This is a genomic window from Enterobacter cloacae complex sp. 6730903, from assembly GCF_048283985.1.
GTDB classification, from domain to species: Bacteria; Pseudomonadota; Gammaproteobacteria; order Enterobacterales; family Enterobacteriaceae; genus Enterobacter; species Enterobacter hormaechei_C.
Window position 1 is genome coordinate 1 of sequence record NZ_JBLVXX010000035.1, and the last position, 21,056, is coordinate 21,056.

Genomic DNA, 21,056 nt, shown 5'->3' on the forward strand with positions numbered 1-21,056 from the left:
GCCGGCCCGCCCCCCCCCCCCCCCCCCGCGCCCCGCCCCCCCCCCCCCCCCCCCCCCCCCCCCCCCCCCCCCCCCCCCCCCCCCACCCGGCAACCCGAGCACAGAGCTAGTGCGCCCCACCGCCCCCGCTACCGGCCCCAAACGGTGGTTTGGCAAACCACACCAGCCCCAGCAGGACGATGAAGATCCCCGCCGATATCCAGAAAATCTCGTTTGCCGAGATAATCAGCCCCTGGTTGGTGATCTGCTGGGCAAGCCAGCCGGACGCCTGCTGCTCCGTCATCCCCATCCCCTCAAGCTGGCTATACATCTGCTGAGCGTTAGGGTTGAACGGGTTCACCGCTTCGGTGAGTTGAGCATGGTGCATCGATTCCCGGTTGGTCCACAGCGTGGTGGTGATCGATGTCCCGATGGAGCCCGCCAGCGTACGGGTGAAGTTCGACAGGCTCGATGCCGCCGCCATCCGCTCAGGGGGCAAGCCGGAGAGCGTAATGGTGGTCAGCGGCATAAAGAAGCATGCTACGGCGAAGCCCTGAATAAACTGCGGCCACGCGGAGGCGCCAAAGTCCATTCCCGGTTCAAACGTATACGCGCGCCAGTAGAAGCACACGGCGTACATGATGAAGCTGAACGTCACCAGCCTGCGCATGTCGAGCTTATGGGCGAAACGGCCAATAATCGGCGACAGCAGAACCGGAATTAACCCCACCGGCGCGGAGGCCAGCCCCGCCCAGGTTGCGGTATAGCCGTACACCTCCTGCAACAGCTGCGGCAGCAGAACAATCGCGCCGAAGTAGAGCATATAGGCGAGGCTGATACAGAGGCAGCCGATGGTGAAGTTTCGCGATTTAAACAGCGAGAGGTCGACTATCGGATTATCGTCCGTCAGCTCCCAGACAATCAGGAAGCTGATGGCCACCACGGCGACCACCGTCAGCACAATGATTTCCGTAGAGGCAAACCAGTCCAGCTCTTTGCCGCGGTCGAGCATGATTTGCAGGCTGCCGATGCCGACAACCAGCAGAGCCAGCCCGATGCCGTCGATCCGCCGCTGTTCGGTCCGCGTTTCGCGACCACGCAGAGACTGTAGCGTCATCAGCACCACCAGCGCACCGATGGGCACGTTGATGAAGAAGATCCAGCCCCAGTGATAGTTATCGCTGATATAGCCGCCGAGGATTGGCCCGCATATCGGGGCGACGATCACCGTCATCGACCACAGCGCGAGCGCGATGGAGCGCTTGGCGGGCGGATAGTTGTTCAGCAGCAAACTCTGCGACAGCGGAATCAACGGCCCGGCGACAATCCCCTGGATGACGCGGAAGAAAATCAGCATCGTCAGGCTGCTGGACATGCCGCAGGCCCAGGAGGCCAGCACGAACAGGATCGTCGACCAGAGGAACAGCTTCACTTCACCGACGCGCTTCGCCAGCCAGCCGGTGATGGGAATGGAGATGGCGTTCGCCACCCCGAACGAGGTAATGACCCAGGTCCCCTGGCTCAGCGATGAGCCAAGGTTCCCGGCGATCGTAGGGATCGCCACGTTTGCGATGGTGGAGTCCAGCACCTGCATGAATGTCGCCAGCGACAGCGCAATGGTCATAATGACCAGCTGCGCCCCCTCCAGCGGTTTTTGCGGCTTTTGCTGTTGCATAACGCTCACCTTCGGCTTAACCGGCGTTTGCCTTCACGATGTCATCGATCAGCTTATTGACCGGATCGAGGCTAATTTCACGGGCGTTACTTTCATAAGCTGGCGTACTGCGCACCTGGCTTGCGAGGATCTGACCGTCGCGGTTGGCGGTATCGACCGTCACCAGCGTGGAAAGGCCAATTCGCAGCGGATGGTCTGCCAGCTGCTTAGGATCCAGCTCGATACGCACAGGCAAGCGCTGAACCACTTTGATCCAGTTGCCGGTGGCGTTCTGTGCAGGCAGCAGGCTGAACGCGCTGCCGGTCCCCATGTCCAGACCGACCACTTTTCCGGTGTACTTAACGTCATCGCCGTAAATATCGCTGACCACGGTCGCGGTCTGGCCGATACGCATATGCGCCAGCTGGGTCTCTTTGAAGTTCGCATCGACCCACAGATTGTTCGCCGGAACGACCGCCATTAGCGGCGTGGTGGTGCTAATCTGCGCCCCTGGCTGTACGGAACGACGGGAAACGTAGCCGGTCATCGGGCTGACGATTTTGGTACGTTGCAGGGCAAGCCATGCGTTACGCACTTCGGTCGCCGCCTGTTTCACCGCTGGCTGGTTTTCCAGAGAAGTACCCAGCACCATCGCCTGATTAGCGTTGTACTGTTGGATCGCCACGTCCAGTTGCGCCTGTGCGCTGGCCACCGCGTCGCGGGCGTGCTGCAACTCTTCACGGCCAATCAGGTTGGCGGTGCCGAGAGGAACACGACGATTGAGGTCGCTCTGCGCCTGAGCCAGGGCCGTTTTCTGCACGTCGATATTGGCCTGAAGCTGCTTGCTGTTGATCATCAGCTGGCGGGTCTGGCGAACGCTGGAGGCCAGCGCCGTCTGTGCTTTTTCAAACGCCTGTTGGGCGTCGGTCGGGTCGAGCGTGACCAGCACATCGCCTTTTTTCACAAAGTCGGTGTTATCAGCCCAGACTTTCGTCACGCTGCCTGACACCTGCGCCATGATTTGAACCTGATTCCCTGCCACGTATGCATCGTCTGTCTCTTCAACATGACGCAAGACTAAAAACCAATAGATCCCATATGCCACGGCAATAATAATAAAGAGCAAGGTCAGCAGAATAAGGGCGCTCTTACGTTTGCCCTTTTTGTTGGCCGGTTGCTGCGGGAGGGTGTTCTCCGCATTTGCGCTCATTGTTGTTCTCCACGATCTTTTTATTTTCACATCGGCTGAGCCGACCTGTTGTCAGAAAGGCCAGCAGTTTCACGTGCTGGCCTGTCAGTTTTTCTTTTTAGCAATCTGGAATGTTGAGCGGATCGTCGCGTTAGCGCAGCGCCTCAAGGATGACGCCGTCTTCATCCATCTGGTCCAGACGGGTGAGCAGCTTGCGAGTAATGTGCTCAAGCTGGTCGCGCTCGGCGGTGCTGAGGGCAGACCAGAGCTGGTGCAGGCAGTTGTGCTGCGGTGGCAGCACTTCGCGCAAGAATTCGTGACCTTTCTCGGTCAGTTGCAGATGCAGGCAGCGGCGATCGTTATCGCTTTCACGGCGTTCAATCCAGCCGCGCTTTTCCAGTTCATCCGCGATACGGGTCGCATTGGTACGGGATGACCCCAGCGCACAGCTCAGTTCCGACGGCTGAATGCTGTGATTTTCCTGAGACTCCAGCGTAATCAACGCCATAAACAACGTCTCGTTAATCCCTTGCGCTTTCAGCATCTTGTTACGATTTTCCAGCAGCTTACCCTGCATGTGCATGCACAGGCGGGTCAGCAGGATTTCCTGATACGGGAAGTCCTCATGACGACTGGCGCGGAACTTAAGCATTTGTTCAATGGGCGTAAACGAACTATCCATTTTGGGCATAACCTCATTAATTACAGCCGATATAGTAACGACAGTGACAAATAATGTAAATGAATTATTTGTGCGGTTATATCCGCCAAACGTATGTCACCATCAGAAAGCGCCGGGTAAATCCGTGACCCGGTGAGCACAGAGAGCGTGGGGTGTGTACCCGCGAAAGAGGGGATGTGAGGACAGGGGTCTGAACTATTCATGCCGGTAGTAAATATGTCACCCACAGTAAAATTTCTGGGATAAATGATTACCGTTACCTTAACAGATGCAGGCCCCCTTTACACCCCAGGGGGCCCAAAGCAATGTAAAACTTAGTGAATTGCTTCCTGACGGTGATAGCCGCGCCACCATACCAGCAGATTTATCGCCGCGACGATGGCGCCGATGGCGCACACGCCCGTCCAGCCCGCATGCTGCCAGGCGGAGGCTGAGATGAGCGAGCCCGCCGCGCCGCCGATAAAGTAGCTGGTCATGTACCCGGCCGTCAGACGGTTACGGGCGTCCGGCTTCACCCGGTAAATCACGGTCTGGTTGGTGATGTGTACGCCCTGCACGGTGAGGTCGAGCACCAGAATACCGACAATCAGCGCCAGCACGGAGACGTGTCCGTACCAGATGGCCGCCCAGGAGAGCAGGAGTAAAACCAGCCCTGCGGAGGTGGTCATATGAGATTTACCTTTATCAGCCAGCCCACCCGCCGGGCGCGCGCCCAGTGCGCCAGCCGCGCCTGCCAGCCCGAACAGGCCAATCACGCCTTCTGAGTAGTTAAACGGCGGCGCGGCGAGCAGAAATGCCATCGACGTCCATAAGATGCTGAAGTTAGCGAAGGTAAGACACCCCAGAACGGCGCGCGTGCGCAGGAGTTTATACCGGGTGAAGAGGCTGAAAACGGAGGCGAGGAGCTGCGGATAGTTCAAGTGATTTTCCTGCTTCACCTTTGGCAGGCCGCGCCACAGGGCCAGCGCCATGATAACCATCAGCACGCTCGCCACCCAGTAAACGGTGCGCCAGCCGCCGAGGCTCGCCAGCAGCCCGGCAACGGTTCGCGCCAGCAGGATGCCCAGCAGCAGGCCGCTCATGATAGTGCCGACCACTTTGCCGCGTTTTTCCGGGGAAGCCAGCGTCGCGGCGAGGGGAACCAGAATTTGCGCCACCACCGAGAACAGCCCCGTCAGCGCGGTGCCGATAATCATCATCGTTAACGACTGGCTGCTGGCGGTGATCAACATCCCGCCCGCCGCCAGCAGCGTCATGGAGACGATAAGCATCCGGCGCTCAAACATATCGCCTAATGGCACCAGGAAGAGCAGCCCGGCCGCATAGCCGAGCTGTGCGGCGGTGACAATAAACCCGGCGGAGCTGGCTGAAAGATCGAAGGCGCGTGCGATGGTGTCGAGCAGTGGTTGTGCGTAATAGTTGCTGGCGACGGCCAGACCCGTTGCCACGGACATTAAAAGGATGAGTGCGGGGCTAAGCCCTTGAGTTGTTTTTGTCATTAGTTTCAGGAATCGTGAGTTAAGTGATTATTTTTCCGGAAACATAATAACCAATGATGGTGAATGTTGGGGAATAGTTACGTGGTGGATTGTGCGGTTAAGCCCCTCACCCCGGCCCTCTCCCAAAGGGAGAGGGTGGTCATCGTCCCCTCTCCCCCTGGGAGAGGGTTAGGGTGAGGGAAAATGTTTTACTTCTGCGCCTCAAGCGCCTCTTTCACCCAGCCATCGAACTGCTGCTGGTGGGCTTTGATCCAGCCATCCACGTGGCCTTTGATATCAGCTTCGGATGATTTACCCGCGTGCATCATCGCGTTCTGGGCGTTAATGTCTGCCAGCGGCAGTTTCATCACCGAGAACAGCTTCGCCGCCGCCGGGTTTTTCTCGGCCCAGGCTTTGTTCGCCACAATATGCATGGTGTTCACCGGGAAGCCATAGTTCATGCCGTTTGGCAGTTTGGTGTCGATATCTTTCTGCTCGCCTGGCAGGGAGGAGAAGGGCACCTGCAACCACACCACGTCTTTGCCCGGCTTCAGCACGTCGCTCACCCAGTACGGCGTCCAGGTGTAGTAGATCACCGGCTTGCCTTCTTTAAAGCGGGCGATGGTGTCGGCCATCATCGCAGAGTAATTGCCGTGGCTCACGTCGACGGTCTTCGCCAGATCGAAGGCTTTGTTCTGGTGGTTAATCACCGCTTCACAGCCCCAGCCCGGCGAACAGCCCATCATGTCGGCTTTACCGTCACCGTTGGTATCAAACAGTTTTGCGATCTTCGGATCTTTCAGCTGTTCAATATTGGTGATGTGATATTTATCGGCGGTTTTCTTGTCGATCAGATATCCCTGCGCAGCGCCGGTCACAAAGGTGCCTTCGCGGTAGAATTTCTTGTCACCGCCTGCGGCGGCATACATGTCGTCGTGCAGCGGCTGCCAGTTCACGGCGGTAAAGGTGGCATCACCGGAGGCAATGGAGGTATAGCCCACGTTGTAATCCACTTCGCTGGCGGTATTCACCGTATAGCCCAGTTTCTCCAGCGCACGGCTGACAATCTGGGTCTGGAAGGACTCTTCCGAAATGGTGCTCTGCACCGGCTGCACGGTAATGCCTTTGCCCGGCAGGTCAGCGGCAACGGCGCTGGTGGAGACAAGGGTCGCAAACGCTGTGGCAAAAAGTACGTTATGTCGCATCGTTGTTCCTTATTTTGTAAATGGGCGGGTGAGTAACCCGACAGGGCCGGTGGTGTACCAGCGACGGTTGCCGCGACTACGTGAATCACGACCGACAGCCTGGGTCAGGCGGTCAAGAATGATGGCGAGGATCACAATCCCGACGCCGCCGACGGTCGCCAGCCCCATATCGAGACGGCCAATGCCGCGCAGTACCATCTGACCTAACCCGCCAACGGCAATCATCGAGGCGATCACCACCATCGACAGCGCCAGCATCAGCGTCTGGTTAACACCTGCCATAATGGTCGGCATCGCCAGCGGAAGCTGAACCTTAAACAGCATCTGACGCGGGCTGGCGCCGAACGAGCGCGATGCCTCTATCAGATCCGCAGGCACCTGGTTAATGCCCAGAATGGTCAGGCGAATAATCGGTGGCAGGGCGAAGATAATGGTCACGACCACCCCCGGTACGTTACCGATGCCGAACAGCATCACGATAGGCACCAGGTAAACGAACGCTGGCGTGGTCTGCATCGCATCCAGCAGCGGGCGGATAATCTTCGCGGCCCTGGGGCTGCGCGCCAGCCAGATCCCCATCGGCAGGCCGATCACCACGCAGAACAGCAGGGCGGTCAGCACCAGCGCCAGGGTGATCATCGCCTGAGACCACGCGCCAATCGCGCCGATGGCAATCAGGGAGATGAGCGTGGCGATCCCCATACCCGCGCTGCCGAACTGCCATGCGATCAGCGAGAACAGGATAATCGCCACCGGCGCGGGCATGCCCAGCATCAGCTGCTGGAAGCCGTTCAGGATGTAATCCACCGGGATGCGGATCCCCTGGAACACCGGACGGAAGTGGGTAACGACCCAGTCGATCCCCTCCGTTACCCAGCTATCCAGCGGGATCAGCGTCTTGTGGAACGGATCCATAATATTGAAATGCTCTGGGGCAGGCGCTGGTGCGCTGTTGAGCCAGTCTGCCGCGCCGCCGCCATCGGCAGGCGCAGGCGTCGACCCCCACGCATCGGCAGATTGCGCCGCGCTGTCCGCTGCTTCAGTGGTGCCCCATGGGTTTGATTGATCAGCCATTGTTTGTCCCCTCGCGATCTAAAGCCTGTAGCAGCATCCGTTTTGAGATGATGCCAACGTACTGTTGTTCTTCACCGACGACCGGCACGGCGCACGGCGCCTGACCCACGTGAGAGAGCAACTCGCTGAGCGGCGTTTCGGCGTCCACGGCAAGCGGAGCGTCAATCAACGCCGCATCGATTCCCTGGTTTTCGCTCAGGGCGGTTTTCAGAGAGTCAATGGAGACCACGCCGACAAATTTATTGCCGCGTTCAACCAGATAACCGTATTCACGGTCTTCGTCCTGCAACAGCTTCAGCGCGGAGCGCGGGCCAAAACCTGGCGTTTTACGAATAATGCCGTTTGGTGTTCGACGGGCAATATCTTTCGCACTGAATACGTGGCTAATATCCACGCCGCGGAAGAAGGTGCGCACATAATCATTCGCCGGATTATTGAGAATTTCATCCGGCGTACCGACCTGCACCACTTCACCATTTTGCATAATGGCGATACGGTCGCCAATACGCATGGCTTCATCCAGATCGTGAGAAATAAAAACAATGGTGCGCTGATGTTTGGCCTGTAATTTTACCAGTTCATCCTGCATCTCGGTGCGAATTAAGGGATCGAGCGCCGAGAAGGCTTCGTCCATTAATAAAATGTCCGGATTAATCGCTAATGCGCGCGCTAATCCCACACGCTGACGCATACCGCCGGAGAGTTCATCCGGATACGCATGAGCATAATTTTCCAGCCCGACCTGACGCAGTGCATCAAGGGCTTTTTCCTGACGTTCCTGAGCGGGTGTACCGGCTAACTCCATGCCAAAGGCGGTATTATCGAGTACCGTCATGTGCGGCATCAGTGCAAATGACTGAAATACCATCGCAATTTTCTTTCTGCGCACCTCGCGGAGTTCGGCGTCTGATATTCTGGCGATATCCACGCCGTCTATCAGCACCTGTCCGCGGGTGGGTTCAATCAGGCGATTGAGAAGGCGAACCATAGTGGATTTACCCGAACCGGATAATCCCATGATGACAAAAATCTCGCCTTCTTCAATGGCCAGACTGGCGTCTTTAACGCCAAGCGATAGCCCGGTTTTTTCCAGAATTTGCTCTTTCGAAAGGCCTTTCTCAATATATTTGAAAGCACGCTGCGGGTGCTCGCCAAATACTTTATAAAGATTTTTCACTTCTAATTTAATTGCCATGCAATAGAGAGTGTCCTGTTATTTGTTTATGTCGATATGATTACCATGGTAAATAGTTAACTGGCATTACCCTAACATACTCAGAATCTGAGACAACCCTGGTCCAGCCTGAGGGCGGAATTTTGCCGCAAGCGAAACGGCTGAATTTCCCATGAATAAAGGGCTGAGGGCGGTTTGAATTTTTCTCAATTTTTTGCTGTTGCATGGGGAAATTTCGCCTGAATCGGTGTGATTCAGGCGAATATGACGGGGAAATTACAGTGTAGTACGTCGTGGAATATTCGGCTGGAAATAATGAAATGCAGAGTTAATTAATGAACGTTAATTCATTCATTAAAAATCCCAGTCCTCGTCTTGCGTCTCCACCGCTTTACCCATCACGTACGACGAGCCGGACCCGGAAAAGAAGTCGTGGTTTTCATCAGCGTTGGGCGACAGCGCCGCGAGGATCGCCGGGTTCACCTCCGCCATGTCTGGTGGGAATAACGCTTCGTAGCCCAGGTTCATCAGCGCTTTGTTGGCGTTGTAGCAGAGGAAAGCTTTTACGTCCTCTTCCCAGCCCGTTCCGGCGTACAGCTCTTCGGTATAGCTCAGCTCGTTGTCATACAGATCCATCAGTAAATCGAGGGCAAAACCTTTGAGTTCCTCGCGTTTTTCCGCGCTGACTTTCTCCAGCCCTTTCTGATACTTATAGCCGATGTAATACCCGTGTACCGCTTCATCGCGGATGATGAGGCGAATCAAATCGGCGGTGTTGGTGAGCTTGCCCCGGCTCGACCAGTACATGGGCAGCCAGAAGCCGGAATAGAAGAGGAAAGATTCCAGGAACACGCTGGCGATCTTTTTCTTCAGCGGCTCGTCGGCCCGGTAATATCCCAGCACCAGATCTGCCTTGCGCTGCAATGACGCGCTCTCTTCACTCCAGGCGTAGGCGGCGTCCACGTCTCTGGTCTGGCACAGGGTGGAGAAAATCGAGCTGTAGGAGCGGGCATGCACCGCCTCCATAAAGCTGATATTCGACATTACCGCCTCTTCGTGCGGGGTTAGCGCATCACTCATCAGCGCGGGCGCACCCACGGTATTCTGAATGGTGTCCAGCAGCGTCAGGCCGGTAAAGACGCGGATTGTCAGCTGCTGCTCGGCATGGTTCAGGGTTTGCCAGGCCGGAATATCGTTGGAGAGCGGGACTTTTTCCGGCAGCCAGAAGTTGCTGGTCAGGCGGTTCCAGACCTCCAGGTCTTTATCATCCTGAATTTTGTTCCAGTTAACGGCGCTTACGCGTGACAGTTTCATCCTTTCTCCTTACAGCGCGCAGGACACGCAGCCTTCAATTTCGGTGCCTTCCAGCGCGAGCTGGCGCAGGCGAATGTAGTACAGCGTTTTGATGCCTTTCTTCCAGGCGTAGATCTGCGCTTTGTTGATATCCCGCGTGGTGGCGGTGTCCGGGAAGAAGAGCGTCAGCGACAGCCCCTGGTCCACATGTTTAGTCGCCTCGGCGTAGGTATCAATGATCTTTTCCGGGCCGATCTCATAGGCGTCCTGGTACAGCGCCAGATTCTCGTTGGTCATAAACGGGGCAGGGTAGTAGACGCGCCCGGTTTTGCCTTCTTTACGGATTTCAATCTTCGACACGATGGGGTGGATGCTCGACGTGGCGTGATTGATATAGGAAATGGAGCCGGTTGGCGGCACCGCCTGAAGGTTCTGGTTATAAATGCCGTAGCGCATCACCTCTTCACGCAGCTGTTGCCACATCTCACGCGTCGGCAGGGTGATGCCAGCGCGGTCGAACAGCGCGCGTACTTTTTCAGTTTTCGGCTGCCAGTCGCCTTCCAGATACTGGCTGAAATACTCTCCGCTGGCGTAGCGCGACTGCTCAAAGCCTGCGAACCGCTGGTGGCGTTCGCGCGCCAGCATCATCGAGGTATGCAGCGCATGCCAGGTGATGGTGTAGAAATAAAGGTTGGTGAAATCCAGCCCTTCCGGGCTGCCGTAGGCGATGCCCTCCCGCGCCAGATAGCCGTGCAGGTTCATCTGCCCAAGGCCGATGGCATGCGACGCGGCATTGCCCGCCTCAATGGACGGTACGCTGCGGATGTGGCTCATGTCCGATACCGCCGTCAGCCCGCGAATGGCGGTCTCTACCGTGCGGCCAAAATCGGGTGAATCCATGGTGTGGGCAATATTCAGCGACCCGAGGTTACAGGAGATATCCTTGCCCACGTCCGCGTAGTCGAGGTTTTCGTCGTAGCTGGACGCGCTGTTGACCTGCAAAATCTCCGAGCACAGATTGCTCATGTTGATGCGCCCGGCAATCGGGTTAGCGCGGTTCACCGTGTCCTCGTACATGATGTACGGATAGCCGGACTCAAACTGAATTTCAGCCAGCGTCTGGAAGAAATCGCGGGCGTTGATGGTTTTTTTGCGAATGCGATCGTCGGCCACCAGCTCGTCGTACAGCTCGCTTATCGCCACGTCGCCAAAGGCTTTGCCGTAAATCCGCTCAACGTCATACGGTGAGAAGAGCGCCATGTCGGCATTCTCTTTAGCCAGCTTAAACGTGATATCCGGGATCACCACGCCAAGCGACAGGGTTTTGATGCGGATCTTTTCGTCGGCATTTTCACGTTTGGTATCCAGAAAACGCAGAATGTCCGGGTGGTGCGCGTGCAGATAAACCGCGCCCGCGCCCTGACGTGCGCCAAGCTGGTTGGCGTATGAGAAGGCATCTTCCAGCATCTTCATCACCGGGATGACGCCGGAGGACTGGTTTTCGATGCGCTTAATCGGCGCGCCCGCCTCCCGCAGGTTCGAAAGCAGAAACGCCACGCCGCCGCCGCGTTTCGACAGCTGTAGCGCCGAATTCACCGCACGGCCAATCGACTCCATATTGTCTTCAATACGCAGCAGGAAGCAGGAGACCAGCTCACCGCGCTGGGCTTTCCCGCAGTTAAGGAACGTTGGCGTGGCGGGCTGGAAGCGGCCGGAGAGGATCTCCTCCATGAGTCTTTCGGCCAGCGCTTCATCGCCCTGCGCCAGCGTCAGCGCCACCATCACCACGCGATCTTCAAAGCTTTCTAAATAGCGTTTGCCGTCAAAGGTTTTCAGGGTGTAGCTGGTGTAATACTTCCACGCGCCGAGAAACGTCTGGAAGCGAAAACCGCTGGCGTGCGCCCGTTCAAACAATGCCACCACGAAGGCGCGGTCGTAGCGGGTCAGGACACGCTCTTCGTAATAACCCTCTTTTACCAGCCAGTCGAGACGTTCCTGCTGGCTGCCAAAGGCGACGCTGTTCGGGCGTACATGAGCGGCAAAAAAGGCGTCCACCGCCTCACGATCTTTGCCAAACTGAATGCGCCCCTCGCGGTCATAGAGGTTTAGCATGGCGTTTAATGCGTGGTAATCCGGCGTCGCCTGAATCACGCGTTCTGCGGTTGTCGTTGCCAAAATTCGTTCACTCCTTTACGCACGTTCTCTACGTCCTGCTGTGTCCCCATCAGTTCAAAACGATAGAGATACGGCACGCCGCATTTTTGAGAGATGACATCCCCGGCGCGGGCAAAGGCCTCGCCGAAGTTGCGATTGCCTGCCGCGATCACGCCGCGAATCAGCTGCCGGTTATGGGGATCGTTCAGAAAGCGGATCACCTGACGAGGCACCGCCCCCGCGGTGCCGCCACCGCCATAGCTGGGCACCACCAGAATATAGGGTTCGTCTACCTGAATACGCTCCCGCTCGTTCAGCGGAATGCGTATCGCGGGCAGCCCGAGACGCTCCATAAACCGAAGCGTGTTTTCCGAGCTGCTGGAAAAGTAGACCAGCGTGCTCATGCACTGACGCCCTGAGCGGCAAGGCGGTTGATCATGTCCGGACGAAAGCCAGACCAGCTGGTGTCGCCGGCAACCACAACCGGAAGCTGACGAAACCCCTGCGCCCGCAGGGTGTCTGCCGCGTCGGGCACCTGATCAATATTGACCATCTCAAATGCCACGCCGCGGCTCTCCATTGCCCGTTTCGTGGCGTGGCACTGAACACAATCGTTACGAGTGTAAATAATAATGCTCATGATTCGTATTTCCATTTAGAATGAGAGAACGGCGCGAGTTAACGCGTCATGTTGTGTGTATCTTGCTAAAGGGAATACTAGATGTAGTTGCGATAAGTTTCAACCACACAAGATATGGGAAATGCAGATTAATATGGCCCCAATGATGAGCCTGTCGGGGCAGGGCGGGCTGTGCGGGTTTTTCAGGCTTTCAGGCAAAGAAAAGCCCCGGCGCCTGAGGCTACCGGGGCTAAGAACGCGCGCTTACTTACGCAGGCTAAGCAGGGCGCCGACAAAAATCCCGACCGCCGCGACCGTTCCCAGCGTACAAAGCGGTTTTTCACGTACGAAGGTGGTGGCGCAGCTGGCCATGTCGCAGGCCGCCTGAGTGGTACGTGAGCGGCCATTCATCCTTGCCCGCGTTTCACGCAGCAGAGACTGAGCCTTACGTTTCGCGGCATCCGCTTCGTCCTTCGCGTCAGAGCCCCAGGATTTCAATACGGCTTCCAGCGTGTCCGCTAATTGGCTGACATCGTTACGAATATCCTGTGTGTCGTCATTAATATCGTTTCGGTTCGGTCTGTTAAACATACGATCCTCCATAATTTGTGTTCCCGTTTAGTTTAGTCCAGAAATGTAATATCTGAAGCGAGTCACGGCTTATCGGGCAGTTTATGGAATATTCTGAAAGCCCTGCTAATGCTGAATACTGTAAGGTTGCCGGGCAGGAATGATAATGAGGAAAAGATATGTATTTACGACCCGATGAGGTGGCGCGCGTTCTTGAAAAAGAAGGGTTCACCATGGATGAGGTAACATCAAAAGCGTACGGATATCGCCGTGGTGAGAATTATGTTTACGTCAACCGTGAAGCAAGAATGGGGCGTACTGCTCTCATTATTCACCCGACACTTAAAGACAGAAGCCTGTCATTTGCTGAGCCCGCCTCGGATATTAAAACCTGCGATCATTATCAGCAATTTCCGCTCTATTTAGGCGGCGAGACGCATGAACATTATGGTATTCCGCACGGTTTCAGCTCGCGTATGGCGCTGGAGCGGTTCCTGAAAGGACTGTTTGGCGACGTACAATAACTCTGCGACTGGCATGAGCCAGTCGCCTTACCTTACGCTTTTGCCTGGCTATAAGGGCTGACTTTAAACAGGCGGCGGCAGTAGTCAAGAAAGTAACCGTACACCGCACCCATCAGCATGGATACCACGATATTTGAACTTACCGCAGCGGCGATTTGATGCCAGTCTGCGCCCACCGTCAGCAAAATAACCACATATACCGGGGACTGGAACGTCACGTAAGCCAGCACGTCCGCCAGGTTTTTTACCCAACCCGCCGGGCTAATACGCCGGGCTAAACGCATCACTGCATCGCGATACAGGCCGTACGGCCAGGCAATCATGATATTCACCGGAATGGCCACCAGGCGCGACGAGAGGGATTGCTCAAAGGACATTCCCGACAGGAAAATTTCAATCAGCATATTCACGACGGAACAGTAAACGACCATCGCGAATGTATCCGCTACCGCATGGCGCAGGCGAGACTGCGGTGAGAACATGTCTGAACTCCTCGAACAGGACAAAAAAGTGGCGTTATACCTGCTGCCTTTAGTGCTTTAGGTTGGTTTGTTTTGAGTGTATAGCGTATCTCTCTGGCTTTTAACTAACAAGTAGTGATTAATTTTTATTTACAGGCGCTTTAGCCATAAAATTCTCTAAAATTGTGCGTTTTTTGCGCGCTTCGTTATTTTCTCTCCTCGAGCATATTTTAGTGAAATATATCAATGGATTAGTTTGTCTGTGTGCGTGTGAAACCTCTGTTGTGTGGGCGAGTGGAGGCGGTTTTTTGAACTGTTTTAAACAGGAGCTTGTGGTCAGGGGAAGGGCGGTATATTACACATTAAAACAGACATATATTTCGGGGTTATATTAACGGGATATTCTAAAACATTTACAATAATGTCAAAACGTCAGGGTGGGTAGATATCAGAACCAAAATCAATTATTCTGTTGCCTGATTTATGTTATACACACGAAGAAAGGTTTTTCATTATTATGGCTTTAACGTTACAGAATCTTAATAATATTCGTACCCTCCGGGCGCTGGCACGTGAATTATCCATGGATGTTCTGGAAGAAGTGCTGGAAAAATTCCGGATTGTCACTGAAGAAAAACGCAGCGAGCAGGCTGAATTAGAGCGTCAACGCGCTGAACAGCAGGATAAAATTAATGCTCTGCTGGAACTGATGAAAGCTGACGGTATTTCTCCGAGCGATCTGTTAGGCAGTGACCTGGCGCAGGCGGGTCAGCCGACGAAAAAACGTAAAGCGCGTGCGGCGAAATATCGTTTTATTGACGCGAACGGTGAAGAAAAAACCTGGACCGGCCAGGGGCGTACGCCAAAGCCAATTGCAACCGCACTGGCAAACGGTAAATCGCTGGACGATTTCCTGATCTGATGATTATTCGGGCGGTGTATTCCGCCCGATTATTGACTTAGCAGACGCCAAAGTCACCGTCTTCGGAGTACAGAACCACGTCCGCCGCTTTCAGGTGATATTTCTCGCCCTGCTCATTGCTGGCCTGCACAGCCACAATGTTTTCACCATTCACTTCGAGCACTTTCAGTTTCGGACCGCCCTGACGCGGTTGGACATAATCACCGACAGAAAACATAGCACCTCCTCATCATTGTCATGATCTTCACCATAGCCCACGTCCGGGGGCGGGGTACAGCCTAATCTTTCAGATACTCCTTATCAGGTACGTCGGTTCCACGGCATCACTTTCAGCAGTCGCGCCATACCGCAAAAACCTGTCACACCGGCGAACAACAGCCCGGCGCCCACAAAACCGCTCAGCAGGAAAAAGCCGCTGGAGACGCTGTAACCCAGCACTACGCCGCAGAGGATCAGCAGCCCGGCGGCGATCTGCACCTGACGCATCAGCGGAAGCGGCTGCGATCGATCTTCAACAGTCAGCAGCCCGGCCTGCTTCCAGCCCTGAATGCCTCCCTCAACCACAAAGGCGTTCGCAGGGGACGCTGCCTGCGCCAGACGAGCAGCATTGTTTGAGGTTCGTGCGCCGGACTGACAGTGGAAAATCACCGTTTCTCCCGGCGCTGCGTTAAGCCCGCCGGGTAACGAATCCAGCGGAATGGAGTGCGCCGCCGGAATATGCTCGCGGGCATACTCGTCGGGGTCGCGAATATCGATAAGTCTGGCGCCTTCAGCAATCAGCGCGTTTGCCTGCTGCGGCGAAATTAGAGGAAGAGACATTGTGTTTCCTTACGGTCAATTTCGGCACAGTAGAGCATTTAAGGCGGGGTTTAAGCCAGTGTAAAGAGGGTAAAGGCAGGTAAAAGCGCGAGAGACGCATGGCAGTTACCCGTAAACTGGCTACGCTTAGAGAAGTGTCTTTTATAATTTTCAATTGGTTAGCTTGCACGGAGTGTTTTATGGGTTTTTGGCGCGTTGTTTTTACGATTATTCTCCCGCCGCTGGGCGTGCTGCTTGGCAAGGGGCTGGGCTGGGCGTTTATTCTGAATATCCTTCTGACCATCCTGGGCTACTTCCCCGGTCTTATCCACGCATTTTGGGTTCAGACGAAGAGCTAGGTACGCCACAGTAAGTCACTGTAGATCCGGGTCAGCACGCCTTCCGGGCCAAACTGCTGTTTGATCCAGCGCGTGACCTGACCGGTCGCCGCATGCTGCGTGGCAAGCAGCATGCGCGAATCCTGACGTGGATTATTGATCCGCCGCGTTACCAGCAGCCCGTCCTCCACCGCCTCCCGCGTCATATATTCCGGCAAAAAGCCAATACCTTCCCCCAGGATCTGACACTGGCATTTCGTGTTGAAGTCCGGCACCAGAATCGCCTCCTGGCCGTGAAGCAGCCAGCCCACCTTCTTGTTGATGGTATGCGCGGTGTCTTCGACCATGATATTGGGATACAGACGCAGCTGACTTTCGGAAATGGGCTCCGGGGCGAACGCCAGCGGATGGGTGGGCGCGATGGCAAATACCCAGCGGATCGCGCCTATCTCGGTGTAATCAATGCCGCCGCCGTCCAGCAGCGTATCCGGCGCGCCAATGGCGATGTTGGCCTGATTATTAATGATGGAATCCCAGACGCCGTTATACACCTCGGTCGTCACTGTGATCTGGCAGGTGGGAAACTGTTTTTTCAGTACCTGGAGCAGACGCGCGGTATGGCGTGGCGTATACAAAAGCTGATTTATGCAGATGCGCACCCGCGTCTCAATGCCCTGAGAAATGGTATCAATCCCGCGCTTGATGGCATGAAAGTCATTCAGCAGGTCGGTCGCTTTACGATAAAAGTAAAAACCGGATTCTGTCAGCTCAATGCTGCGCGTGTTGCGTACAAACAGCACTACGTCCAGTCCGGTCTCCATGCGTTTGATGGTGTAACTGATGGCGGAGGTGGTCACGCCCAGCTCGGCAGCCGCTTTGCTGAAACTGCCAAAACGTGCCGCGGTGGTGAAGGCCAGCAAATTCTCTTCGGTAAAGATGGAATTCATATTATGGCTCCTGGTGACCATCAGTTTTGAACATATTTTAACAGCGGCGTTACATCATAGTTGATGTCGGTCACAGTTCTGGCTTTTTACGTAGGGCCGCGCTGTGTAAGGCTTTTTCAGCCATAAGGATAATGCAGCCTGAAGCGCGTAAACGCGGTAAAACATAAGAAAAAGGTTGCACAGACGCACGTTTCTGCCGGACCGTTGAATTTAACTCAACAATGAATTGCGTGTCGATGAATCATTTTTAAGCGGATTCTTTTATGACCAGGCTGTTGCTATTCTCAGGTCATCAGAAGTGAAACATAGGGAGTCTGAATATGTCTGCAACTGCACGGGTTACAGAATTTCTGCTGGCGGCAGAAGAGGGCAATATCGACGCGCTAAAAGCCTGCCTGGAGAAAGGCGTGGATATTAACGCAACCAACCGCCAGAAAAGAACCGCCATTATTATTGCCAGCCTGAAAAAGCATTACGCCTGTGTGGAGTTTTTAATTGCCGCCGGGGCGGATATTGATAAACAGGACCAGACCTGTTTTAACCCCTTCCTGATCGGCTGCCTGACCAATGATTTAACCCTGCTGCGTATTGTCCTTCCGGCGAATCCGGATCTCGACCGTCTGACGCGCTTTGGCGGCGTGGGCATTACCCCTGCCAGTGAAAAAGGGCACGTTGAAATCGTGCGTGAGCTGCTGGAAAAAACCGACATCAACGTCAACCACACCAATTTTGTCGGCTGGACGCCGCTGCTGGAGGCCATCGTATTAAATGACGGCGGCGCAAAGCAGCAGGAAATTGTGAAGCTGCTGCTGGATCACGGCGCGAACCCGCACATGACCGATAAATACGGCAAAACCCCGCTCGAACTGGCGCGGGAAAAAGGCTTCAACGCGATCGCAGACCTGCTGCTGGCGGCAGGCGCATAGCGCATTCGGTCAGCCTTCCCCTGGCTGGCCGTTAATCAATAAACGCATTGTTACCGACGTGCATTTAGCACGACGGCGGCCCCCTTTTATCTTAAACAGGTGAAAATAATGCCAACCAAAATCGTCATAAAAAAGAATACGTATTTCGATTCGGTTTCCTTAATGTCGGTTTCCACCAAAGCCAATAAATTGCCGGGCGTCGAGCAGGCGTTTGTGGCGATGGCGACGGAAATGAACAAAGGCGTATTAAAAAACCTCGGGCTATTAACGCCGGAATTAGCGGACGCGAAAAACGGCGACCTGATGATCGTTATTAAAGGCGATGCGGCGAATGAGGAAACCCTCGGCGCCATTGAAGCGTTATTCACGCGTAAAGAGCGCACGGGCTCCCATGAAGCACGCTACGCGACGATTGCCAGCGCCAAAACCCATCGTCCGGACAGCAACCTTGCGGTGATTTCCGTCAACGGCACCTTCGCCGCACGGGAAGCGCGCCAGGCGCTGGAAAACGATCTTAACGTGATGCTGTTCTCCGATAACGTCTCGCTCGACGACGAGCTGGCGCTGAAGCAGCTGGCGCATGAAAAGGGTCTGCTGATGATGGGGCCAGACTGCGGCACCGCCATTATCAACGGTGCGGGGCTGTGCTTCGCCAACGCGGTGCGTCGCGGGCCGATTGGCATCGTTGGCGCCTCCGGCACCGGCAGCCAGGAGCTGAGCGTGCGCATTCATGAGTTCGGCGGCGGCGTGTCGCAGCTGATCGGCACCGGCGGACGCGATCTCAGCGAGAAGATCGGCGGCCTGATGATGCTCGATGCCATCGACATGCTGGAGGCGGACGACGCGACCCGGGTGATAGCGCTCATCTCCAAACCGCCTGCACCCGCGGTGGCAGAGAACGTGCTGGCCCGGGCACGCGCCTGCCGCAAGCCTGTGGTTGTGTGCTTTCTGGGCCGTAACGAACCGCCTGCCGATGAAGACGGTTTGCAGTTTGCTCGTGGCACCAAAGAGGCGGCCCTGAAAGCGGTGCTGCTTACCGGCATTAAAAAAGACACCCTGGATTTACATCCGCTCAACTGGCCGCTGATCGAAGAGGTACGCGCCCGCCTGACGCCGCAGCAGAAGTACATTCGCGGCCTGTTCTGCGGCGGCACCCTGTGCGACGAAGCGATGTTTGCCGCGCTGGAGAAGTTTGACGATGTTTACAGCAACATCCAGCCGGACCCGGCCAGGCGTCTGAAAGATATCAACGTCAGTCAGGCCCACACCTTCCTTGATTTCGGTGACGATGACTTCACCAACGGCAAACCACACCCGATGATCGACCCAACCAACCGCATCAGCCGCCTGCTACAGGAGGCGCGGGACCCGCAGGTGGGGGTAATCGTGATGGATTTCGTGCTCGGCTTTGGCGCGCACGACGATCCGGTGGGGGTGATGATCGAGGCGATCAAAGAGGCACAGGCGATCGCGAAAGCCGACAACCGTCCGCTGGAAATTCTCGGCTACGTGCTCGGCACCGATCAGGATCCGCAGTCGCTGGCGCAGCAGTGCCAGCTGCTGACTGACGCAGGCGTCATCTGGTCCAGCAGCAGCACCAATACCGGATTACTGGCACGCGAATTCGTCTGCAAAGGGGAGAGAGCATAATGGCGACCTTATTCAACCAGCCGCTGAACGTGATTAACGTCGGGATTGCGATGTTCAGCGACGACCTCAAAAAACAGCACGTTCCCGTGACCCAGCTCGACTGGACGCCGCCGGGGCAGGGCAATATGCAGGTAGTGGACGCGCTCGACCAGCTGGCGGAAAAACCGCTGGCGGAGAAAATCGCCGCCGCGAACAAAATTGCCCTGGAGCGGATTATTCAGTCCCATCCGGTGCTGGTGGGCTATGACCAGGCGATCAACGTGGTGCCGGGCATGACCCGCACGACCATTCTGCACGCCGGTCCGCCTGTTACCTGGGAAAACATGTGCGGGGCGATGAAAGGCGCGGTTACCGGCGCGCTGGTGTTTGAAGGGCTGGCGACGGATCTGGAGGACGCGGCAAGGCTGGCGGCATCAGGCGACATCACCTTCTCGCCGTGCCACGAGCACGACTGCGTGGGCTCCATGGCGGGCGTTACCTCCGCGTCGATGTTTATGCACATCGTTGAGAACAAAACTTACGGCAACCGCGCCTTCACCAACCTCAGCGAGCAGATGGCGAAGATCCTGCGCATGGGGGCCAACGACCAGAGCGTCATCGAGCGCCTGAACTGGATGCGCAACGTGCTCGGCCCGATGCTGCGCGAGGCGATGAAGATTATCGGCGAAATCGACCTGCGCCTGATGCTGGCCCAGGCGCTGCACATGGGCGACGAGTGCCACAACCGCAACAACGCGGGCACTACGCTGCTTATTCAGGCGCTGACGCCGGGGCTGATCCAGGCGGGCTATCCGGTGGCGCAGCAGCGTGAGGTGTTCGAGTTTGTCGCCAGCAGCGACTACTTCTCCGGCCCGACGTGGATGGCGATGTGTAAGGCCGCGCTGGATGCCGCCCACGGCATTGAGTACAGCACCGTCGTCACCACCATGGCGCGCAACGGCTACGAGTTCGGCCTGCGCGTTTCCGGCCTGCCGGGGCAGTGGTTCACCGGCCCGGCGCAGCAGGTGATCGGCCCGATGTTCGCGGGCTATAAGCCGGAAGACTCCGGGCTGGATATCGGCGACAGCGCGATTACCGAAACCTACGGCATCGGCGGCTTTGCGATGGCGACGGCCCCGGCCATCGTGGCGCTGGTGGGCGGCACGGTGGAGGAAGCCATCGATTTCTCCCGCCAGATGCGCGAAATCACCCTCGGCGAAAACCCGAACGTCACCATTCCACTGCTCTCGTTTATGGGCATCCCGACCGCCATCGACATCACGAAGGTCGCGGGCAGCGGCATTCTGCCGGTCATTAATACCGCCATTGCCCACAAGGACGCCGGGATCGGCATGATTGGGGCGGGCATCGTTCACCCGCCGTTTAGCTGTTTTGAAAAGGCGCTGTTAACCTTCCGCGATCGCTACGTTCTATAAGGTA

Annotated in this window: 22 protein-coding genes; 6 read left to right on the forward strand and 16 right to left on the reverse strand. The window is 56.2% G+C overall.

What is annotated here, in order from left to right; translation table 11 throughout:
- Positions 1-106: 106 nt before the first annotated feature.
- The 12 genes from emrB to ACNQ0W_RS17305 form a co-directional block, all read right to left on the reverse strand.
- Positions 107-1,654: a multidrug efflux MFS transporter permease subunit EmrB gene (gene emrB, locus ACNQ0W_RS17250; RefSeq protein ID WP_006811709.1), complete on the reverse strand. Its 1,548-nt coding sequence runs from the start codon at positions 1,652-1,654 to the stop codon at positions 107-109.
- A 16-nt stretch (positions 1,655-1,670) separates the two neighbouring features.
- Positions 1,671-2,843 carry a multidrug efflux MFS transporter periplasmic adaptor subunit EmrA gene (gene emrA / locus ACNQ0W_RS17255; RefSeq protein WP_017382776.1) on the reverse strand — a complete coding sequence of 391 codons (1,173 nt, stop codon included), beginning with the start codon at positions 2,841-2,843 and terminating at the stop codon, positions 1,671-1,673.
- 130 nt (positions 2,844-2,973) lie between these two features.
- Positions 2,974-3,504 carry a multidrug efflux transporter EmrAB transcriptional repressor EmrR gene (gene emrR, locus ACNQ0W_RS17260; RefSeq protein ID WP_017694792.1) on the reverse strand — a complete coding sequence of 177 codons (531 nt, stop codon included), beginning with the start codon at positions 3,502-3,504 and terminating at the stop codon, positions 2,974-2,976.
- Between the two features lie 314 nt (positions 3,505-3,818).
- Positions 3,819-5,003: an MFS transporter gene (locus ACNQ0W_RS17265; protein ID WP_062933553.1), complete on the reverse strand. Its 1,185-nt coding sequence runs from the start codon at positions 5,001-5,003 to the stop codon at positions 3,819-3,821.
- Between the two features lie 188 nt (positions 5,004-5,191).
- Complete coding sequence (gene proX / locus ACNQ0W_RS17270) at positions 5,192-6,187, reverse strand: glycine betaine/L-proline ABC transporter substrate-binding protein ProX (RefSeq protein WP_017382774.1); 996 nt, start codon at positions 6,185-6,187, stop codon at positions 5,192-5,194.
- Positions 6,188-6,196: 9 nt separating this feature from the next.
- Positions 6,197-7,261, reverse strand: coding sequence for a glycine betaine/L-proline ABC transporter permease ProW (gene proW / locus ACNQ0W_RS17275; RefSeq protein ID WP_015571659.1), 1,065 nt, complete (start codon positions 7,259-7,261; stop codon positions 6,197-6,199).
- A complete protein-coding gene (gene proV, locus ACNQ0W_RS17280) occupies positions 7,254-8,456 on the reverse strand; it encodes a glycine betaine/L-proline ABC transporter ATP-binding protein ProV (RefSeq protein ID WP_022649131.1) in 1,203 nt (400 codons plus the stop codon). Before proV ends, proW begins: the two co-directional genes overlap by 8 nt.
- Positions 8,457-8,789: 333 nt before the next feature.
- On the reverse strand, positions 8,790-9,749 hold the full coding sequence (gene nrdF / locus ACNQ0W_RS17285) for a class 1b ribonucleoside-diphosphate reductase subunit beta (RefSeq protein WP_062933554.1): 960 nt from the start codon (positions 9,747-9,749) through the stop codon (positions 8,790-8,792).
- A 9-nt stretch (positions 9,750-9,758) separates the two neighbouring features.
- A complete protein-coding gene (nrdE, locus tag ACNQ0W_RS17290; protein ID WP_062933555.1) occupies positions 9,759-11,903 on the reverse strand; it encodes a class 1b ribonucleoside-diphosphate reductase subunit alpha in 2,145 nt (714 codons plus the stop codon).
- A complete protein-coding gene (gene nrdI, locus ACNQ0W_RS17295) occupies positions 11,876-12,286 on the reverse strand; it encodes a class Ib ribonucleoside-diphosphate reductase assembly flavoprotein NrdI (protein WP_015571656.1) in 411 nt (136 codons plus the stop codon). Before nrdI ends, nrdE begins: the two co-directional genes overlap by 28 nt.
- The gene (gene nrdH, locus ACNQ0W_RS17300; RefSeq protein WP_017382770.1) at positions 12,283-12,522 is read right to left on the reverse strand and encodes a glutaredoxin-like protein NrdH; all 240 of its coding nucleotides are present in this window, start codon (positions 12,520-12,522) and stop codon (positions 12,283-12,285) included. Before nrdH ends, nrdI begins: the two co-directional genes overlap by 4 nt.
- Positions 12,523-12,765: 243 nt before the next feature.
- Positions 12,766-13,092, reverse strand: coding sequence for a DUF883 domain-containing protein (locus ACNQ0W_RS17305; protein ID WP_017382769.1), 327 nt, complete (start codon positions 13,090-13,092; stop codon positions 12,766-12,768).
- A gap of 158 nt (positions 13,093-13,250) precedes the next feature.
- On the opposite strand from ACNQ0W_RS17305, the gene ACNQ0W_RS17310 reads away from it, so the two are divergent.
- A complete protein-coding gene (locus ACNQ0W_RS17310) occupies positions 13,251-13,595 on the forward strand; it encodes a DUF2002 family protein (protein WP_006811693.1) in 345 nt (114 codons plus the stop codon).
- Positions 13,596-13,627: 32 nt separating this feature from the next.
- Here ACNQ0W_RS17310 and alaE read toward each other — a convergent pair whose 3' ends face one another.
- Complete coding sequence (gene alaE, locus ACNQ0W_RS17315) at positions 13,628-14,077, reverse strand: L-alanine exporter AlaE (RefSeq protein ID WP_015571653.1); 450 nt, start codon at positions 14,075-14,077, stop codon at positions 13,628-13,630.
- Between the two features lie 496 nt (positions 14,078-14,573).
- Between alaE and stpA the strand changes: the two genes are divergently transcribed.
- A complete protein-coding gene (gene stpA, locus ACNQ0W_RS17320; protein ID WP_022651717.1) occupies positions 14,574-14,978 on the forward strand; it encodes a DNA-binding protein StpA in 405 nt (134 codons plus the stop codon).
- Positions 14,979-15,015: 37 nt separating this feature from the next.
- Here the strand turns inward: stpA and ACNQ0W_RS17325 are convergent, their stop codons facing one another.
- Positions 15,016-15,195 (reverse strand): hypothetical protein, encoded by a 180-nt coding sequence (locus ACNQ0W_RS17325; protein WP_015571651.1) that lies wholly within the window; start codon positions 15,193-15,195, stop codon positions 15,016-15,018.
- An 83-nt stretch (positions 15,196-15,278) separates the two neighbouring features.
- On the reverse strand, positions 15,279-15,797 hold the full coding sequence (locus ACNQ0W_RS17330) for a rhodanese family protein (RefSeq protein ID WP_062933556.1): 519 nt from the start codon (positions 15,795-15,797) through the stop codon (positions 15,279-15,281).
- 179 nt (positions 15,798-15,976) lie between these two features.
- On the opposite strand from ACNQ0W_RS17330, the gene ACNQ0W_RS17335 reads away from it, so the two are divergent.
- Positions 15,977-16,135, forward strand: a complete 159-nt coding sequence (locus tag ACNQ0W_RS17335) for a YqaE/Pmp3 family membrane protein (RefSeq protein WP_003862203.1) — start codon at positions 15,977-15,979, stop codon at positions 16,133-16,135.
- On the opposite strand, the gene ACNQ0W_RS17340 is transcribed toward ACNQ0W_RS17335, so the two are convergent.
- Positions 16,132-17,061: a LysR substrate-binding domain-containing protein gene (locus ACNQ0W_RS17340; protein WP_015571650.1), complete on the reverse strand. Its 930-nt coding sequence runs from the start codon at positions 17,059-17,061 to the stop codon at positions 16,132-16,134. The genes ACNQ0W_RS17335 and ACNQ0W_RS17340 overlap by 4 nt on opposite strands.
- Before the next feature lie 320 nt (positions 17,062-17,381).
- Here ACNQ0W_RS17340 and ACNQ0W_RS17345 point away from each other — a divergent pair, with 320 nt between their 5' ends.
- The 3 genes from ACNQ0W_RS17345 to ACNQ0W_RS17355 all read left to right on the forward strand — a co-directional run bounded on the left by ACNQ0W_RS17345 (position 17,382) and on the right by ACNQ0W_RS17355 (position 21,052).
- Positions 17,382-17,987: an ankyrin repeat domain-containing protein gene (locus ACNQ0W_RS17345; RefSeq protein WP_045911570.1), complete on the forward strand. Its 606-nt coding sequence runs from the start codon at positions 17,382-17,384 to the stop codon at positions 17,985-17,987.
- Between the two features lie 108 nt (positions 17,988-18,095).
- On the forward strand, positions 18,096-19,637 hold the full coding sequence (fdrA, locus tag ACNQ0W_RS17350; RefSeq protein ID WP_062933557.1) for an acyl-CoA synthetase FdrA: 1,542 nt from the start codon (positions 18,096-18,098) through the stop codon (positions 19,635-19,637).
- Positions 19,637-21,052 carry a DUF1116 domain-containing protein gene (locus ACNQ0W_RS17355; RefSeq protein ID WP_180261548.1) on the forward strand — a complete coding sequence of 472 codons (1,416 nt, stop codon included), beginning with the start codon at positions 19,637-19,639 and terminating at the stop codon, positions 21,050-21,052. The genes fdrA and ACNQ0W_RS17355 overlap by 1 nt, the downstream gene beginning before the upstream one ends.
- Positions 21,053-21,056 lie beyond the last annotated feature (4 nt).